This is a genomic window from Streptomyces sp. NPDC002853 (assembly GCF_053591915.1).
The window spans coordinates 251,296-268,510 of the sequence record NZ_JBSFUS010000015.1 but is presented as its reverse complement, the minus strand read 5'-3'; the positions used below and the strand labels follow the sequence as shown (position 1 = coordinate 268,510).

Annotated in this window: 15 protein-coding genes and 1 riboswitch; of the genes, 12 read left to right on the top strand and 3 right to left on the bottom strand. The window is 68.4% G+C overall.

What is annotated here, in order from left to right:
- The first annotated feature begins 225 nt into the window (after positions 1 to 225).
- From ACWD02_RS36540 to ACWD02_RS36495, 10 genes are all read left to right on the top strand, one after another.
- A complete protein-coding gene (locus ACWD02_RS36540) occupies positions 226 to 834 on the top strand; it encodes a CDP-alcohol phosphatidyltransferase family protein (RefSeq protein WP_363213459.1) in 609 nt (202 codons plus the stop codon).
- A 113-nt stretch (positions 835 to 947) separates the two neighbouring features.
- Positions 948 to 3,443 (top strand): sugar phosphate nucleotidyltransferase, encoded by a 2,496-nt coding sequence (locus tag ACWD02_RS36535; protein WP_451219159.1) that lies wholly within the window; start codon positions 948 to 950, stop codon positions 3,441 to 3,443.
- 88 nt (positions 3,444 to 3,531) lie between these two features.
- Positions 3,532 to 4,431 carry a DUF881 domain-containing protein gene (locus tag ACWD02_RS36530; RefSeq protein WP_451219156.1) on the top strand — a complete coding sequence of 300 codons (900 nt, stop codon included), beginning with the start codon at positions 3,532 to 3,534 and terminating at the stop codon, positions 4,429 to 4,431.
- The gene (locus ACWD02_RS36525; protein WP_030794354.1) at positions 4,428 to 4,760 is read left to right on the top strand and encodes a small basic family protein; all 333 of its coding nucleotides are present in this window, start codon (positions 4,428 to 4,430) and stop codon (positions 4,758 to 4,760) included. The genes ACWD02_RS36530 and ACWD02_RS36525 overlap by 4 nt, the downstream gene beginning before the upstream one ends.
- 5 nt (positions 4,761 to 4,765) lie before the next feature.
- Entirely contained in the window at positions 4,766 to 5,644 is an 879-nt protein-coding gene (locus tag ACWD02_RS36520) for a DUF881 domain-containing protein (protein ID WP_451219196.1), read from the top strand.
- Between the two features lie 82 nt (positions 5,645 to 5,726).
- Positions 5,727 to 6,695 (top strand): FHA domain-containing protein, encoded by a 969-nt coding sequence (locus tag ACWD02_RS36515; protein WP_451219193.1) that lies wholly within the window; start codon positions 5,727 to 5,729, stop codon positions 6,693 to 6,695.
- Between the two features lie 42 nt (positions 6,696 to 6,737).
- Positions 6,738 to 7,481, top strand: coding sequence for a transcriptional regulator FtsR (gene ftsR / locus ACWD02_RS36510; protein ID WP_451219153.1), 744 nt, complete (start codon positions 6,738 to 6,740; stop codon positions 7,479 to 7,481).
- 53 nt (positions 7,482 to 7,534) lie between these two features.
- A complete protein-coding gene (locus tag ACWD02_RS36505; RefSeq protein WP_006123076.1) occupies positions 7,535 to 8,008 on the top strand; it encodes a bifunctional nuclease family protein in 474 nt (157 codons plus the stop codon).
- 171 nt (positions 8,009 to 8,179) lie between these two features.
- Positions 8,180 to 8,815, top strand: a complete 636-nt coding sequence (locus tag ACWD02_RS36500; RefSeq protein WP_451219150.1) for a MerR family transcriptional regulator — start codon at positions 8,180 to 8,182, stop codon at positions 8,813 to 8,815.
- Between the two features lie 37 nt (positions 8,816 to 8,852).
- Positions 8,853 to 10,274, top strand: coding sequence for a DNA polymerase IV (locus ACWD02_RS36495; RefSeq protein ID WP_451219147.1), 1,422 nt, complete (start codon positions 8,853 to 8,855; stop codon positions 10,272 to 10,274).
- A gap of 48 nt (positions 10,275 to 10,322) precedes the next feature.
- Here ACWD02_RS36495 and ACWD02_RS36490 read toward each other — a convergent pair whose 3' ends face one another.
- Positions 10,323 to 10,703: a PRC-barrel domain-containing protein gene (locus ACWD02_RS36490; RefSeq protein ID WP_451219144.1), complete on the bottom strand. Its 381-nt coding sequence runs from the start codon at positions 10,701 to 10,703 to the stop codon at positions 10,323 to 10,325.
- A gap of 144 nt (positions 10,704 to 10,847) precedes the next feature.
- Positions 10,848 to 10,945, top strand: a riboswitch (glycine riboswitch).
- Between the two features lie 197 nt (positions 10,946 to 11,142).
- Here ACWD02_RS36490 and gcvP point away from each other — a divergent pair.
- A complete protein-coding gene (gene gcvP, locus ACWD02_RS36485; RefSeq protein WP_451219141.1) occupies positions 11,143 to 14,028 on the top strand; it encodes an aminomethyl-transferring glycine dehydrogenase in 2,886 nt (961 codons plus the stop codon).
- 101 nt (positions 14,029 to 14,129) lie between these two features.
- Here the strand turns inward: gcvP and ACWD02_RS36480 are convergent, their stop codons facing one another.
- Positions 14,130 to 14,321 (bottom strand): DUF5999 family protein, encoded by a 192-nt coding sequence (locus tag ACWD02_RS36480; protein WP_363213468.1) that lies wholly within the window; start codon positions 14,319 to 14,321, stop codon positions 14,130 to 14,132.
- Positions 14,322 to 14,626: 305 nt separating this feature from the next.
- Positions 14,627 to 15,211: a hypothetical protein gene (locus ACWD02_RS36475; protein ID WP_451219138.1), complete on the bottom strand. Its 585-nt coding sequence runs from the start codon at positions 15,209 to 15,211 to the stop codon at positions 14,627 to 14,629.
- A 483-nt stretch (positions 15,212 to 15,694) separates the two neighbouring features.
- Here ACWD02_RS36475 and ACWD02_RS36470 point away from each other — a divergent pair, with 483 nt between their 5' ends.
- Complete coding sequence (locus tag ACWD02_RS36470; protein ID WP_451219136.1) at positions 15,695 to 17,212, top strand: glutamate--cysteine ligase; 1,518 nt, start codon at positions 15,695 to 15,697, stop codon at positions 17,210 to 17,212.
- Positions 17,213 to 17,215 lie beyond the last annotated feature (3 nt).

Sequence of the window (17,215 nt, the reverse complement as noted above, 5' to 3'; positions counted from 1 at the left end):
AGCGCCGATGGTACTGCAGGGGGGACCCTGTGGGAGAGTAGGACGCCGCCGAACTCAATTTATAGCCGTGGTCCCTGGACTTATTGTCCAGGGACCACGGCTTTTTGTGTTTCTGGGGGCTTTTCCGGGATCGGGTCACCCGGGTCACCCCTCTGCACCGCCGGCTGACAACTGACGGTAAGGTCAGGGGGCATCATCGGCTCGTTTCCCACAGGAGGCCCCCGGGTGGAGGTCCAGGAGACTCGCGTCCAGACGGACCGGGTCCTCACCATCCCGAACATCCTCAGCATGGCGCGCCTCGTCGGCGTACCTCTCTTCCTGTGGTTGATCCTCAGGCCGGAGTTCGGCGGTCCCAAGAGTGACCACTGGGCGCTGCTGGTGCTGATGCTGAGCGGCATCAGCGACTATCTCGACGGCAAGCTGGCCCGTCGCTGGAACCAGATCAGCAACCTCGGGCGGTTGCTCGACCCGGCCGCTGACCGGCTCTACATCCTGTCGACATTGGTCGGGCTGACGTGGCGGGAGATTCTTCCGCTCTGGCTGACCGCGGCGCTGCTGCTGCGTGAGCTGATGCTCCTGGTGATGGTCTGGATCCTCAGGCGTCACGGCTATCCGCCGCCCCAGGTGAACTTCCTCGGCAAGGCCGCCACCTTCAACCTGATGTACGCCTTTCCACTACTGCTCCTCAGTGATGGAAGTGGCTGGATCAACACTCTCGCTGCTATTTTCGGATGGGCGTTCGCAGGATGGGGTACAAGTCTGTACTGGTGGGCAGGGATCCTCTACGTGGTCCAGGTCCGCCGCCTTGTCCGTGCAGACACCACGGCCGATTGAGCTCGCTGATTTAGCAGCTGTAGAGGCTTGCAGTCCCGTGAGCGACATTCACGGGTCTATTTCGGCTGGCTAAGTCGGCTAGATCGTCGTCTATTGAGGAGGACGCTTCCGACATGAAGGCCGTCGTAATGGCCGGAGGCGAAGGCACGCGCCTTCGCCCTATGACCTCGAGCATGCCCAAGCCGCTCCTGCCTGTGGCCAACAGGCCCATCATGGAGCATGTGCTGCGGCTGCTCAAGAGGCATGGGCTCACCGAGACCGTAGTGACAGTCCAGTTCTTGGCCTCGTTGGTCAAGAATTACTTCGGCGATGGTGAAGAGCTCGGGATGGAGCTCACCTATGCCAATGAGGAGAAGCCACTCGGCACTGCCGGGAGTGTGAAGAACGCCGAGGAAGCATTGAAGGACGATGCCTTCCTCGTGATCTCCGGTGATGCATTGACCGATTTCGATCTGACCGAGCTGATCAACTTCCACAAGGAGAAGGGTGCGCTTGTCACCGTCTGTCTGACGCGCGTCCCCAACCCGCTGGAATTCGGCATCACCATCGTGGACGAGGAGGGACAGGTCGAGCGCTTCCTGGAGAAGCCGACCTGGGGGCAGGTCTTCTCCGACACGGTGAACACGGGCATCTACGTCATGGAGCCCGAAGTCTTCGACTACGTCGACGCCGATGTGTCGGTGGACTGGTCCGGCGACGTCTTCCCGCAGCTCATGAAGGAAGGCAAGCCCATCTATGGGTACATCGCCGAGGGCTACTGGGAGGACGTCGGCACACACGAGAGCTACGTCAAGGCTCAGGCGGACGTGCTGGAGCGCAAGGTCGACGTAGAACTCGACGGCTTCGAGATCTCGCCGGGCGTGTGGGTTGCCGAAGGCGCCGAGGTGCATCCCGACGCCACGCTGCGCGGACCGCTCTACATCGGTGACTACGCCAAGGTGGAGGCGGGCGCCGAGATTCGTGAACACACGGTGGTGGGATCGAACGTCGTGGTGAAGGCGGGTGCCTTCCTGCACAAGACGGTGGTCCACGACAACGTCTACATCGGCCAGCACAGCAACCTGCGGGGCTGCGTCGTCGGGCGGAACACCGACATCATGCGGGCCGCCCGCATCGAGGACGGTGCCGTCATCGGCGACGAGTGCCTCGTCGGTGAGGAATCGATTATCCAGGGCAATGTCCGGGTGTACCCGTTCAAGACGATCGAGGCCGGCGCGTTCGTCAATACCTCCGTCATCTGGGAGTCCCGGGGCCAGGCCCATCTCTTCGGGGCGCGCGGTGTCTCCGGGATCTTGAACGTGGAGATCACTCCGGAGCTCGCCGTGCGGCTCGCGGGGGCGTACGCCACGACCCTCAAGAAGGGCTCGACCGTCACCACGGCTCGTGACCACTCGCGAGGCGCGCGGGCGCTGAAGCGAGCGGTGATCTCGGCCTTGCAGGCCAGCGCCATCGACGTACGGGACCTGGAGAACGTACCGCTGCCCGTGGCGCGGCAGCAGACGGCTCGGGGCAGTGCCGGCGGAATCATGATCCGGACGACGCCCGGGGTTCCGGACTCCGTCGACATCATGTTCTTCGACGCGCGTGGGGCCGACCTTTCGCAGGGGAGCCAGCGGAAGCTGGACCGGGTGTACGCGCGCCAGGAGTACCGGCGGGCCTTCCCCGGGGAGATCGGGGATCTGCACTTCCCGTCCAGTGTCTTCGACTCCTACACCGGTTCGTTGCTGCGCAATGTCGACACCACAGGTGTGGCCGAGTCGAATCTGAAGGTCGTCGTCGACGCCTCGAACGGAAGTGCGGGCCTTGTGCTGCCGAGCCTTCTGGGGAGGCTCGGCGTCGACGCGCTGACCATCAACCCGGGACTCGACGAGTCGCGTCCGACCGAGACCCGTGAGGCCCGCAGGTCGGGTCTGGTGCGGCTGGGCGAGATCGTGGCGTCGTCGCGTGCCGACTTCGGTGTGCGCTTCGACCCGGTCGGTGAGCGGCTTTCGCTCGTCGACGAGAAGGGGCGGATCATCGAGGACGACCGGGCGCTTCTCGTCATGCTCGACCTGGTCGCCGCGGAACGCCGCAGTGGTCGGGTCGCGCTGCCGGTCACCACGACGCGCATCGGCGAGCAGGTGGCCGCGTATCACGGGACGCAGGTGGACTGGACGACCACGTCGCCCGACGATCTGACGCGCGTGGGTCGTGACGAGTCGACGATCTTCGGTGGCGACGGGCGGGCCGGGTTCATCATTCCCGAGTTCAGCAGCGTCTTCGACGGTACGGCTGCTTTTGTGCGGCTCATCGGCCTCGTGGCGCGTACGCAGCTCACGCTGAGCCAGATCGACGCGCGTATTCCGCGCGCCCATGTTCTGCGGCGTGACCTCGCCACGCCTTGGGCGGTCAAGGGGCTCGTGATGCGGACCGTGGTGGAGGCCGCTGGGGAGCGTTCGGTGGACACCACCGATGGCGTGCGGGTCGTGGAGTCCGACGGGCGGTGGGTGTTGGTGCTGCCCGACCCGGCGGAGGCCGTCACCCATCTGTGGGCCGAGGGCCCCGACGACGCGTCGGCCCAGGCGCTGCTCGACGAGTGGTCCGCGGTGGTGGACAGCGCCGGTCGCTGACCGCCGGCACCGGCCGGACGGCACCCTGCGAGGTGCCGTCCGGCGCACCGGTGGGGCCATTCGGAGGTAGCGCCCGCGACGTGCGACGATGTGCGGCATGCCGCAGCAGCCCCCCGTTCGGAGCACCCCCTCGCGCCCCCGGCGTCCGGACGCGTCCATGTCGCTGCTGAACACGGTGATGGACCACAGTCTGGACGAGGGTTACGCCGAGGCGGCGGCCCGCAAGAAGGCCGACGGTGCCGGTGGCGTGCCGCGTCCGCTGCGGGCGAAGCTCGGTCTGGCCCTCGGTCTCGTGCTCGCGGCCCTGGTGGTGACGGTGGGTGCCGCGCAGGCGCGGATAGCGGCTCCGGTCGTCGCCAAGGAGCGCGCGGAGCTCATCGACCGCATCGAGTCGGCCACCACGGACGCGGACGAGCTCGAAGGGGACGTCGAGACGCTCCGCGACGACGTGGGTGAGCGGCAGCGCGAGGCGTTGAAGAAACACGGGGGCAGCAAGGGCGAGTTGGTGTCCTTGCTCTCCGGTGCCACCAAGGTCCATGGGACCGGCGTGAAGCTTGTGGTGGACGATGCCAAGGAAGCGGACCAGGGCGGCGGCGGGCCGCGCGAGAGCGCGGGGTTCTCCGACACCGGACGGGTTCGCGACCGTGACATGCAACGGGTCGTCAACGGCCTGTGGCAGTCCGGCGCGGAAGCGATCGCCATCAACGACCAGCGGCTGACGGCGCTGTCGGCGATCAGGGCCGCGGGGGACGCGATACTGGTCGACAACAAGCCGCTGGTGCCGCCGTATACGGTGCTTGCCGTAGGCGACGGACAGCGTTTGAGCACGAGATTCCAGAACAGTCGCGACGGTCAGTATCTGCATGCTCTGCAGGAGAACTTCGGCGTCCGGACCAGCATTTCCGTCCAGGATGATGTCCGACTGCCGGCAGCACCGAGTGTGACCGTACGTACAGCAGAGCCGAAGGCAGGAAAGGGCACATCGTGATCGCCGTACTGGGCCTCGTCGTGGGAGTCGTGGCCGGATTGTTGGTCCGGCCCGAGGTTCCGGCCGTGGTCGAACCGTACCTTCCGATCGCCGTGGTGGCGGCACTCGACGCGGTGTTCGGAGGCCTGCGCGCGATGCTCGACGGCATCTTCGACGACAAGGTCTTCGTGGTGTCGTTCCTGTCGAACGTGGTCGTGGCAGCCCTGATCGTGTTCCTCGGCGACAAGTTGGGCGTGGGCGCCCAGCTGTCCACCGGTGTCGTGGTGGTGCTCGGCATCCGGATCTTCTCCAACGCCGCCGCCATCCGCCGACACATCTTCAGGGCGTGACGCGGATGGGTACGGAGGAGACGCCCGGGGGCGACAACCGGAGCAGGGAGCTGCCCCCGGAGGTGCGGGGCGGGCCCGCGGAGCCCGGGGACGGTGCGGCGCCCGAGCGGGACGAGCAGCAGGACACGCGGCACGACGAGCCGCAGGACGGGAAGGTCCCGCTCAGCGGCCGACAGCGGCTGGCCCAAGGGCTGTGGCCGCCTCGCGTCACGCGTCCGCAACTCATCGTGGCCCTGCTGCTGTTCGTGCTGGGGCTCGGTCTTGCCATCCAGGTGCGCTCCAACAACGACAGCAGTGCGTTGCGCGGGGCACGTCAGGAAGATCTCGTACGCATCCTCGATGAACTCGATGACCGTACACAGCGTCTGGAAGGTGAGAAGCAGCGTCTCGAGGACCAGCGCACCGGGCTTGAGAACAGCTCGGACCAGGCCGAGGAGGCCCGCAAGCAGACGGTCGAGAAGGAGCGTCAACTCGGCATTCTGGCGGGCACCGTGGCGGCGCAGGGTCCTGGTATCACGCTGACCATCGATGACAAGAAGGGGTCGGTCGAGGCGGACATGCTGCTTGACGCCATTCAGGAGTTGCGTGCCGCGGGTGCCGAGGCCATCCAGATCAATGATGTACGCGTAGTGGCCAACACCTATCTTTCGGATACGGACAGTGGTGGTGTCCGGGTGGACGGCCGCAAGGTCGGCAAGCCCTACCGGTTCAAGGTGATCGGCAAGCCGCAGGACCTCGAGCCGGCGCTGAACATCCCAGGTGGAGTGGTGCAGACTCTGGAGAAGGAGCAGGCCACCGCCACCGTGACGCGAGCGGAGAAGATCGTGGTGGACGCCTTGCGAGCGGCGAAGCGGCCTGACTACGCTCGGTCGTCGTCCCAGTGAGGCGGGGCTGCATGGGGGCTGCCGGTCAAGGGCATGAGGTTGCGGGGGGTCGGCGCACCGTAAGCGTGGTGCGTGGTGGAAACTGTTTGGTGGATACGGACGTTGTGAGGATGTCTGTGCTGCCGATGTACGCCGGTGTGTGCAATCAGGGTTCGTCCTGCCCCACGGGCGGGTCTGTTTCGGTCAAGGGGAATCGCCCGTGAAGTTGTTTGCGAAGTTGTTCGGCAAGAGCGCACGTGAGGACAGTGGCAATCCCGCCACCGCCCGGCACCGTGCCCCGCGCCATGGAGATGCCGAGGAGCAGGGCGGCGAGCGCCCGATGTTCCGTGACCAGGTCGGTGGGCCAGGCGGTGACATTTCGGGCGCGCAGGGCGCGTCGTCTGTTGACCCTGCCGGTCCGGGCCGCATAGGTTTCGGAGAACCGTCAACCTCAAGTACGGGTGGAGGGTTTACCCCCGATCCGTACGCATCGAATGCCCCCGCGGGGCAGCCGCGGCAGGAGGATCCGTCCATGGCCCTGGTGTGTACGAGGTGCGGGAACCGCAACGCCGAGGCGAGCCGGTTCTGCTCCAACTGCGGCGCGCCGCTGCGGGCCGGGGCCGCGCCGGAGCGTCCGTCCGAGACGACCTCGACGATCTCCATCTCGGGCCTTGAGGCCTACGACGCGGAGGTGACGGGGCAGACCGCCTCGCCCGCCCTCTCGCCGGAGGCCCAGGCCGCCGTCGACGCACTGCCGCTCGGTTCCGCGCTCCTCGTGGTGCGCCGTGGGCCGAACTCGGGAAGCCGCTTCCTTCTGGACGGCGAGCTGACCACGGCGGGGCGCCACCCGCAGAGCGACATCTTCCTGGACGACGTGACCGTCTCGCGCCGCCACGTGGAGTTCCGTCGCCTCGGGGACGGTTCCTTCACCGTCGCCGACGTGGGCAGCCTCAACGGCACGTACGTCAACCGGGAGCGCATCGACTCGGTCGCGCTGTCGAACGGCGACGAGGTGCAGATCGGCAAGTACCGGCTGGTCTTCTACGCGAGCCAGCGGGGCATCGGTATCTGATCCTCCCCCGGACTGCGTCCGGGGGGACCCCCAGGAAGGTCCATGCTTCAAACACCGAGGGGCGGTGCCGGGAACGGCACCGCCGCCGAGGACCGTCGGATGATGAGCATCGGCGCGGTGCTGAACGCGCTGCGTGACGAGTTCCCCGAGGTCACGATCTCCAAGATCCGGTTCCTGGAGTCGGAAGGGCTCATCGAGCCGGAGCGCACGCCCTCGGGCTACCGCAAGTTCAGCCCCCAGGACGTCGAGCGGCTCGGTCACGTCCTGAGGATGCAGCGGGACCATTATCTGCCGCTCAAGGTGATCCGGGAGCACCTGGATGCCCTGGAGCGCGGAGAGCGGGTCTCTGTGCCCTCCCTGGGGCAGCCTCGCGAGCCCGGTGACGCCTGGGGCGTGAGTGACGCCGTGGAGCCCACCGCGGCCCGTGTGGGCCGTGCGGAGCTTCTTGCCGCCGCCGAGATCGACGCGGAGCAGCTCGCGGACTGGGAGACGTACGGGCTCATCGTTCCCCTGCCGGGCGGCGGTTACGACGCGGAGGCCGTGACGATCGCCGCTCTCGTCGTGGAACTCGGGCGATTCGGCATCGAACCCAGGCATTTGCGCACCATGAAATCTGCGGCCGAACGTGAGGCCGGCCTGGTCGACCAGGTCGTCGCGCCGCTGCGCCGGCACCGCAATCCGCAGACCAGGGCCCATGCGGAAGCCCGTACGAAGGAACTCGCCGGGCTGACCGGAAAGCTGCATTCTGCACTGGTGCAGACGGCGCTCGGGGTCCGGTTGCCCTGACTCAGGGGGTGCCCGACTACCCAAACCGGCCGGGCACGTCCTAGGGTTGCTGTGTGAACGAGCTCGACGTCGTAGGTGTCCGGGTGGAAATGCCCTCCAACCAACCGATCGTGCTCCTGCGTGAAGTGGGAGGCGATCGATACCTCCCCATCTGGATCGGACCAGGGGAGGCGACCGCGATCGCCTTCGCACAGCAGGGGATGGCGCCCGCACGGCCGCTGACCCACGACCTGTTCAAGGACGTGCTGGAGGCGGTGGGTCAGGAGCTCACCGAGGTGCGCATCACGGACCTGCGGGAAGGTGTCTTCTACGCGGAGCTGGTCTTCGCCAGTGGAGTCGAGGTGAGCGCCCGGCCGTCCGACGCCATAGCGCTCGCGCTCCGCACGGGAACGCCGATCTACGGCAGCGACGGTGTCCTCGACGACGCGGGCATCGCCATTCCGGACGAGCAGGAGGACGAGGTGGAGAAGTTCCGCGAGTTCCTCGACCAGATCTCTCCCGAGGACTTCGGCACCAACAGCCAGTAGGCCATCGCCTTCCCGGGCTCCGGCCGACCATTCGGCTAGCCTTTCCCGGCGGTGCGGGACAGCAAACCACTCTTAGGGTGATTATCACTCGGCGTGCCGAGTGTGGCGATCGTTGACGAGCCCCTGGTGACTGCCTACCGTCGAGAAGGCAGGTCAAGGACGGAGGTCGGCGTGAGAAGCAGCGGCGACGGTACGGCGATGGGTGGGCCGTATCCGCTTCACAGCAGCACGGCCGGTCACTCTCCGCAGAGGCCGATGGTGGTTCAGGAGAGCGTTCAGGGGAGCGGGGACGCCACGTCCGGACAGTCCGAACAGGAACAGATCGGTTATCGGGGGCCGACCGCGTGTGCGGCCGCCGGGATCACGTACCGACAGCTCGACTACTGGGCCCGTACGGGCCTCGTCGAGCCCAGTGTGCGGTCCGCGGGCGGTTCGGGGACCCAGCGGCTCTACAGCTTCCGGGACGTCGTCGTCCTGAAGATCGTGCGGCGCTTCCTCGACACGGGTGTGTCCCTGCAGAACATCCGGACCACGGTCCAGCATCTGCGTGACCGCGGTTTCCAGGACCTGGAGCGGATGACGCTCATGAGCGACGGCGCGACGGTCTACGAGTGCACGTCGCCCGACGAGGTCCACGATCTGCTCCAGGGCGGCCAGGGCATCTTCGGGATCGCCGTGGGCGTCGTGTGGCGGGACGTGGAGTCGGCGCTCTCGCAGCTGCACGGGGAGCGGATCGACACCGGGGAGACGCTGGTGCGCCAGAACCCCGCCGATGAGCTCGCGAGGCGGCGCAACAGGGCCGTCTGACGCGGCGTTGTCAGTGGCGTAGGGCAGCATCAGAGATGTGAGAACCGCGCCCACGATCCTGCATCTCGACATGGATGCCTTCTACGCGTCCGCAGAGCAGGCCGCGAAGCCGAGTCTGCGCGGGAAGGCCGTGGTCGTGGGCGGGCTCGGACCGCGGGGCGTGGTGGCCACCGCCTCGTACGAGGCGCGGAAGTTCGGTGTGCACTCGGCGATGCCGATGGGGCAGGCGCGGCGCCTGGCGCCCAATGCCGCCTATCTGGTGCCACGGTTCGGGCTCTACCGCGAGATCAGCGACCAGGTGATGACGCTGCTGCGGGAGCTGTCGCCGCTGGTGGAGCCGCTCAGCCTCGATGAGGCCTTCGTGGACCTGGAGGCAGGCGGGGTGGCCGACGACCGGGCGTCCGCGCTGGAGGTGGGCGAGCGGTTGCGCGCGGACATCAAGGCGGTGACGGGGCTCGCGGGATCGGTCGGGCTCGCCGCGTCCAAGATGCTGGCGAAGATCGCCTCGGAGGAGGCCAAGCCCGACGGGCTGCGGCTGATAGTGCCGGGCACCGAGCGGGACCTGCTCGCGCCGATGTCGGTGCGGACGCTGCCCGGCGTCGGTCCCGCCACCGGGGACCATCTGCGGCGGGGCGGGATCACGACCGTGGGGGAGATCGCGGAGGCGGGCGAGGACGAGCTCGTACGGCTTCTAGGGAAGTCGCACGGCAGCGCGCTGTACGCGATGGCCCTTGCGCGGGACGAGCGGCCCGTGGTGGCGGAGCGGGAATCCAAGTCGGTCAGTGTCGAGGACACGTACGACGTGGACATCCATGACCGGGTCCGGGTCAGGGGCGAGGTCGCGCGGCTCGCCGAGCGCTGTGTGGAGCGGTTGCGGGCGGCCGGGCACTCGGGGCGGACCATCGTCCTGAAGGTGCGTCGGTTCGACTTCTCCACGCTGACGCGCTCCGAGACGCTGCGTGGGCCCACGGACGACCCCGGGGTGGTGCGTGAGGCCGCCGCGCGGCTCCTGGAGTCGGTGGACACCACCGGAGGGGTGCGGCTCCTCGGGGTGGGCGTCACGGGGCTCGCGGACTACACGCAGGAGGACCTCTTCGCGCAAGCGCAGGCCCAGGCGGAGGCCGAGGCTCAGGCCGAGGCCGCACAGGCCCTGGAGACGCAGCAGGAGGCCGAGGAGGAGACGGCCGGGGAGGCCGTGGCGCAGCCCGTGGCCGAGACGGTGGCGGAGCCGGCCGTTCCCGTCGAGCGGCGGTGGGCCGCCGGGCACGATGTGCGGCATGCCGAGTACGGGCACGGGTGGGTGCAGGGCAGTGGCCTGGGGCGGGTCACTGTGCGCTTCGAGACGCCCGAGTCGACGGTGCCGGGGCGGGTGCGGACGTTCCGTACGGATGATCCGGCGCTCGAGCCCGCGGAGCCGTTGCCCCTGGTGGCGGCTCCCGAGGCGGTGGAGCCGCGGTGACGCCGGTGGTGCCTGCCCGCCGGGGTCACCTGGGCTGCCGCGCGGGTGTCAGGGGCTCTCCTGGCCCGCGATGTTGCCGAAGTCCTTGTCCGGCGGTGGTGCGGAGGGCGGGGGCGTGATGTCCAGGCCGTAGTGGTGGTAGAGCTGCAGTTCCTGTTCGGGGGAGAGGTGGCGGCCCACACCGAAATCGGGGGCGTCCTTGATCAGTGAGCGTTCGAAGGGGATGTGCAGGGTGCCGTCGCTCCTGAGCTCGCTCGGTTCCAGGGGGACGAAGGTGTCCCGGCTGAACAGGCCCGTGCGTATGGCCGCCCACTCAGGGGCGCCGGTGGCGTCGTCGAGATAGACCTCGTCGATCGTGCCGATCTTGGCCCCGTTCCGGTCGAACGCCTTCCGGCCGATCAAATTGCGCGGATCGATGTCGGTCTGCACGGGCCCTCCAACTGGTCGAGGCGTGTCGAAGTGGGGCGTAACTCATCCTCGTTCGTTCGCAATCACTACGAAAGAGCACTTCGGGGCAGGTGGCCACTCGAGGGAACGGTCACGGTCCTCGCTGGTAGGCTGGCGCTTGGCTGCTGACCCCGTGCGGGAGAGCTCTCCGGTCGAGACACCGGAGGCGCCGAAGGAGCAACTCCTCCCCGGAATCTCTCAGGCCCCTGTACCGCACGGACGAGGTCACTCTGGAAAGTAGGGCGGGCGTCGGGCGGGCACGTCCGGTCCCCTTCCTCACCGACGGTGAAAGCCGGTGCGTCGCCTCTCGCGGGGCGTGGACCGGTGAAACTCTCAGGTTGAGATGACAGAGGGGGAGGCCGTCCGGGTACCCGCGCCGTGGTGCCCCTCGCAGGTCGCGTCAGACCAGGAGGCCTCCGCAATGACCGCCACACCTCGTATCCCGCTCTCCCAGCTCGAACAGGGCATCCCCTTCGAGCAGCGGCACATCGGTCCCGACGTGGAAGCACGGGCCAAGATGCTCGCGCAGGTCGGGTACGGCTCGCTCGACGAGCTCACCGCGGCCGCCGTGCCGGATGTGATCAAGAACGCCGAGGCGCTGAACCTGCCCGGGGCACGCACCGAGGCCGAGGTGCTCGCCGAGCTGCGCTCCCTCGCCGACCGTAACCAGGTCCTCGATTCCATGATCGGGCTCGGTTACTACGGAACCTTCACGCCGCCGGTGATCCTGCGGAACGTGATGGAGAACCCTGCGTGGTACACCGCCTACACGCCGTACCAGCCCGAGATCTCCCAGGGGCGCCTCGAGGCGCTGCTCAACTTCCAGACCGTCGTCGCCGAGCTGACCGGGCTGCCCACCTCCGGTGCCTCGCTGCTCGATGAGGGGACGGCCGCCGCCGAGGCCATGGCGCTGTCGCGGCGCATGGGCAAGGTCAAGGACGGTGTCTTCCTCGTCGACGCCGACGCGCTGCCGCAGACCATCGCCGTGATCCAGACCCGCGCCGAGCCGACCGGTGTCGAGGTCGTCGTCGCCGATCTGAGCGAGGGCATCCCGGCCGAGGTCGCCGAGCGTGGTGTCGTCGGCGTCCTGATCCAGTACCCCGGCGCCTCCGGTGTCGTACGCGAGATAAAGCCGCTCATCGAGCAGGCGCACGAGCTTGGTGCCATCGTCTCCGTCGCCGCCGACCTGCTCGCCCTGACGCTGCTCACCTCGCCCGGTGAGCTCGGCGCCGACATCGCGGTGGGCACCACCCAGCGTTTCGGCGTCCCGATGGGCTTCGGCGGCCCGCACGCCGGTTACATGGCGGTGCGCGAGAAGTTCGCGCGCAGCCTGCCGGGGCGGCTCGTCGGTGTCTCCGTGGACGCGGACGGCAACAAGGCCTACCGGCTCGCGCTGCAGACCCGTGAGCAGCACATCCGCCGCGAGAAGGCCACCAGCAACATCTGTACCGCTCAGGTGCTGCTCGCCGTGATGGCCGGAATGTACGCGGTCTACCACGGGCCCGAGGGCCTCAAGGCCATCGCGCGGCGTACCCACCGCTACGCGACCGTGCTCGCGGCGGGGCTCACCGGGGGCGGGGTCGAGGTCGTGCACGGCGCGTACTTCGACACGCTGACCGTGCGGGTGCCCGGCAGGGCCGAGGCGCTCGTCGCCGCGGCCCGCGAGGGTGGCGTCAACATCCACCAGGTCGACGCCGACCACGTCTCGCTGGCCTGCGACGAGACCACCACGCGCAAGCAACTGACCGCGATCTGGGGTGCGTTCGGTGTCGAGGCCGACATCGAGGCGCTCGACGCACAGACCGCGGACTCGCTCCCCTCGGGGCTGCTGCGCGAGGACGAGTACCTCACGCATCCGGTCTTCCACCAGTACCGCTCCGAGACCGCCATGCTGCGTTACCTGCGCAAGCTGGCCGACCGCGACTACGCGCTCGACCGCGGCATGATCCCGCTGGGCTCCTGCACCATGAAGCTCAACGCGACCACGGAGATGGAGCCGGTCACCTGGCCCGAGTTCGGGCAGCTGCACCCCTTCGCGCCCGCCCAGCAGGCGCAGGGCTATCTGACGCTCATCCGTGAGCTGGAGGAGCGGCTCGCCGAGGTCACGGGGTACGACAAGGTCTCGCTGCAGCCCAACGCCGGTTCGCAGGGCGAACTGGCCGGACTGCTCGCCGTGCGCGGCTACCACCGCGCCAACGGCGACGAGCAGCGCACCGTCTGCCTCATCCCGTCCTCCGCGCACGGCACGAACGCCGCGAGCGCCGTGATGGCCGGCATGAAGGTCGTCGTCGTGAAGACCAGCGACGACGGTGAGATCGACGTCGAGGACCTGCGCGCCAAGATCGAGAAGCACCGCGACGAGCTGTCCGTGCTCATGATCACCTACCCGTCCACGCACGGTGTGTTCGAGGAGCACGTCGCCGACATCTGCGCCCAGGTGCACGATGCGGGCGGCCAGGTCTACGTCGACGGGGCGAACCTCAACGCCCTGGTGGGCCTCGCCCAGCCCGGCAAGTTCGGCGGCGACGTCTCGCACCTGAACCTGCACAAGACGTTCTGCATCCCGCACGGCGGCGGCGGCCCCGGCGTCGGCCCGGTCGGTGTGCGCGAGCACCTCGCGCCGTACCTGCCCAACCACCCGTTGCAGCCCGCCGCGGGGCCCGAGACCGGTGTCGGTCCGATCTCCGCCGCGCCGTGGGGCTCGGCCGGAATCCTGCCGATCTCCTGGGCGTACGTACGCCTCATGGGCGGCGAGGGCCTCAAGCGCGCCACGCAGGTCGCCGTGCTGTCCGCGAACTACATCGCCAAGCGCCTGGAGCCGCACTACCCGGTGCTCTACACCGGCCCCGGCGGACTCGTCGCGCACGAGTGCATCATCGATCTGCGCCCGCTGAGCAAGGCGACCGGCGTCAGCGTCGACGACATCGCCAAGCGGCTCATCGACTACGGCTTCCACGCTCCGACCATGTCGTTCCCGGTCGCGGGGACGCTGATGATCGAGCCGACCGAGAGTGAGGACCTGGTCGAGATCGACCGGTTCTGCGAGGCGATGATCAGCATTCGTGCGGAGATCGAGAAGGTCGGCGGTGACTGGCCGGCCGATGACAACCCGCTGCGGAACGCCCCGCACACCGCTGCCGCGCTCGGCGGTGAGTGGGAGCACGCGTACAGCCGCGAGGAGGCCGTGTTCCCGGCCGGCGTGGTGGCCGCCGACAAGTACTGGCCGCCGGTGCGCCGCATCGACCAGGCGTACGGCGACCGGAACCTCGTCTGCTCCTGCCCGCCGCTGGATGCGTACGAGGACTGATATCGGGCCTTGAACATGCGTGGGGGCCGGTCCGGAGTTGTGTCTCTCCGGGTCGGCCCCTTTGTTGTCCGTTGCGTTGTCCGTGCCGTGCTGCCGTCGCTTCAGGCCGCGGTCACCAGCGGTCGATGCGGGGCGATGATCTGGCCGTCCGGCAGCAGCTCACCGGTGTCCTCGAAGAGGAGGACGCCGTTGCACAGCAGGCTCCAGCCCTGTTCCGGGTGGCTCGCCATGAGGAGCGCGGCTTCCCGGTCTGCGGAGTCGGCTGTCGGGCACGGTGGTTGGTGCTGGCACATGGATGGGTTCTTTCGCTGCGATGTGATGGCTGTGACGTCTGCCTTGCGGCTCGATGCGGTGTTCATGGCCGCCCCCCGTTGAGTCGGTCCGTTCCCAGTGTTGCCCTACGGGCGTCAATCCGCAGGGATTTAGCGGCAGCGCTCCTTACTGCTTAATGACGTATCACCCGCCCGGACGGTTCAGCCCAACTGCACTGTCTCTTCGGGTGGTTCGGGGTGGTCATACCGGGCTAGTCCGTATGGGCACATCACGCGCCGAGCCCCGCGGCCTGGACGGCGGCGGGGCACGGAGACGTACGGCGAGGTCAGGCGGGCGAGCCGAGCAGTGGTGCCGGGGTCATCCGGTGGGTGAGGACCTTCAGGAGCTCGGCGGCGCGGTGCGGGTGGTGCGCCGCGATGCCCGGGGGCGCGGGCGCAAGGGGCACGAGGACATCCGAGGGCGCGAGATGGCCGTTCGCGCCGTCCGCGGTGCAGTCGCCGTGCAACCAGAGTGTCAGCATGTAAAGCTCGGGTACGGACAACAGTCGTGGTTGGTACGGCATTGGCATCGCTTCGGCATGACGGAGGGCGCGTTCCGTGGACGCTATGTACGGACCTTCGAAGAAGTGCGAGAAGGTCCACCCGTCAGGCGTCAGCATCGTGTCCGCCGCGGCCACGGCTCGCTCGCCCGCGCGGATCAGGAAGCGCCACCCCGCGAGCCGGGTGGGCGCGGTGCCCGACGGAGTGATCCGGTCAAGTACATGGACGGGCAACGGGAGTTCGGGACTCACGGGTCCCTGCGCGGCGCGCAGGGACGGGGTGCGGGCTTCGCGTACGGCGGTGGGTGAACCGAGTGCCGCGAGGACGCTGCGCAGGGCGGGCGCGGGAGCCGGGGGGACTTGCAGCGGCATGGTGGGTCGCCTCTCTCATTCGACAGGCACGGTGGAACGAGGACAGGTGCGGACGTCGCTGTCTGCTCCGGGGCCAGAGGGGCGGGGGCTGGGGACCACGAGCGCCAACTCTCTGCCTCGTTCGCGGAGTTTATACGACACGTGTTCAGGCAGTGTTTCGTCTAACCGCACCCGATATTGCGTGCAAGGCGTTATCCGGTCGCCATTTTGCGGGATTTAACCCGATTCTGGAAAGGTCCGGACGTCTGACCTCGGCCGCCTTCCCGGAAGCGGTCGGCCGATTCTCGTCGGTGTTTTTCACCAGGCGCCGGTGCGAGGATTCCCCGGCGGACCCCATGCCCGGTGAATGTGCCGCTCGGACGTGGCATCGAGCGTACTGGGCCAGGGGCATGTGCGGGGCGTTATCGATCACATTGCAGGGCATCATCCACCGAGACACAGCGGCCGGATCATTGGCTGCCCATCCGAGGAGGGGACGCTTCGATGGGGGAGAAGGTCGTAGCGGGATCGTTTGATCTGGCCGAGCGGCGCCGGTACAGGGACAAGCTCAAGGAGTGCCTGACGGGGCTGCGGAGGCTGCTGGACGAGGAGCGGTTCGACCGGCCCAGGAATCTGATGGGCGTGGAGATCGAACTGAATCTCGCGGGACCGGACGGCATGCCGAGAATGCTGAATGCCGAAGTCCTCGAACGGATCGCGAGCCGGGACTTCCAGACGGAACTCGGAATGTTCAATCTTGAAGTCAATATTGCACCGCACAGATTGGGCGGACGCGTTCTCGACCGCCTTGCCGAAGAGCTGCGCACCGGCCTCGCCTATGCGCACCGAAAAGCCAACGAGGTGAACGCCGGAATCGTGATGATCGGCATTCTGCCGACACTCGCGCACCACGACCTGGTCTCCGGAAACCTCTCCGACGTCGACCGCTACGCGCTGCTCAACGACCAGATCGTCGCCGCGCGCGGCGAGGAGTTCGTCCTGGACATCCAGGGCGTGGAGCGGCTCACCTGCACGTCCGCGTCGATCGCGCCCGAAGCGGCCTGCACCTCGGTGCAGCTGCACCTCCAGGTCACCCCGGGCAGGTTCGCCGACGTGTGGAACGCGGCCCAGGCCGTCGCCGCGGCGCAGGTCGCCGTCGGCGCCAACGCGCCGTTCCTGTTCGGGCGTGAGCTGTGGCGCGAGTCGCGGCCCCCACTGTTCCTGCAGTCCACCGACACCCGCCCGCCCGAACTGCAGGCCCAGGGCGTACGGCCGCGGACCTGGTTCGGCGAGCGCTGGATCAGCGACGCGTACGAGCTCTTCGAGGAGAACCTGCGCTACTTTCCCGCGCTGCTTCCCCTCGTGGACGACGAGGACCCGCTGGCGGTGCTCGACGACGGCCGGGTGCCGCAGCTCGCCGAACTCGTCCTGCACAACGGCACCGTGTACCGCTGGAACCGCCCCGTGTACGGCATCGCGGGCGGCGTCCCGCACCTGCGGGTGGAGAACCGTGTCCTGCCCGCGGGCCCCACCGTCACCGACGTCATCGCCAACGCCGCCTTCTACTACGGCGTCGTACGCGCCCTCGCCGAGGAACCCCGGCCCGTGTGGACCCGGCTGCCCTTCGAGGCCGCGGCCCGCAACTTCGACACCGCGTGCCGCGACGGCATCGAGGCCCGGCTGCAGTGGCCGCGGCGGGGCAGGTCGGGCGGGATCGTGGAGGTGCCCGCGGTGGCTCTCGTACGCGACGAGTTGTTGCCGCTGGCCGCGGCCGGGCTCGACGCGTGGGGCGTGGAGCCCGCCGACCGGGACTTCTACCTCGGGGTCATCGAGGAGCGGTGCAGGCGCCGGGTGAACGGGGCGTCCTGGCAGGCGGCGACGTACCACCAGGCCCTGGAGACCGGGCTCGAACGCGAGGCCGCGCTCGCCGCGACCACCCGGCGCTACGCCGAGCTGATGCACGCGGGCGACCCGGTGCACACCTGGCCGGTGGGGCTGCCGGAACCGGCCGTCCTGAGCTGAGGC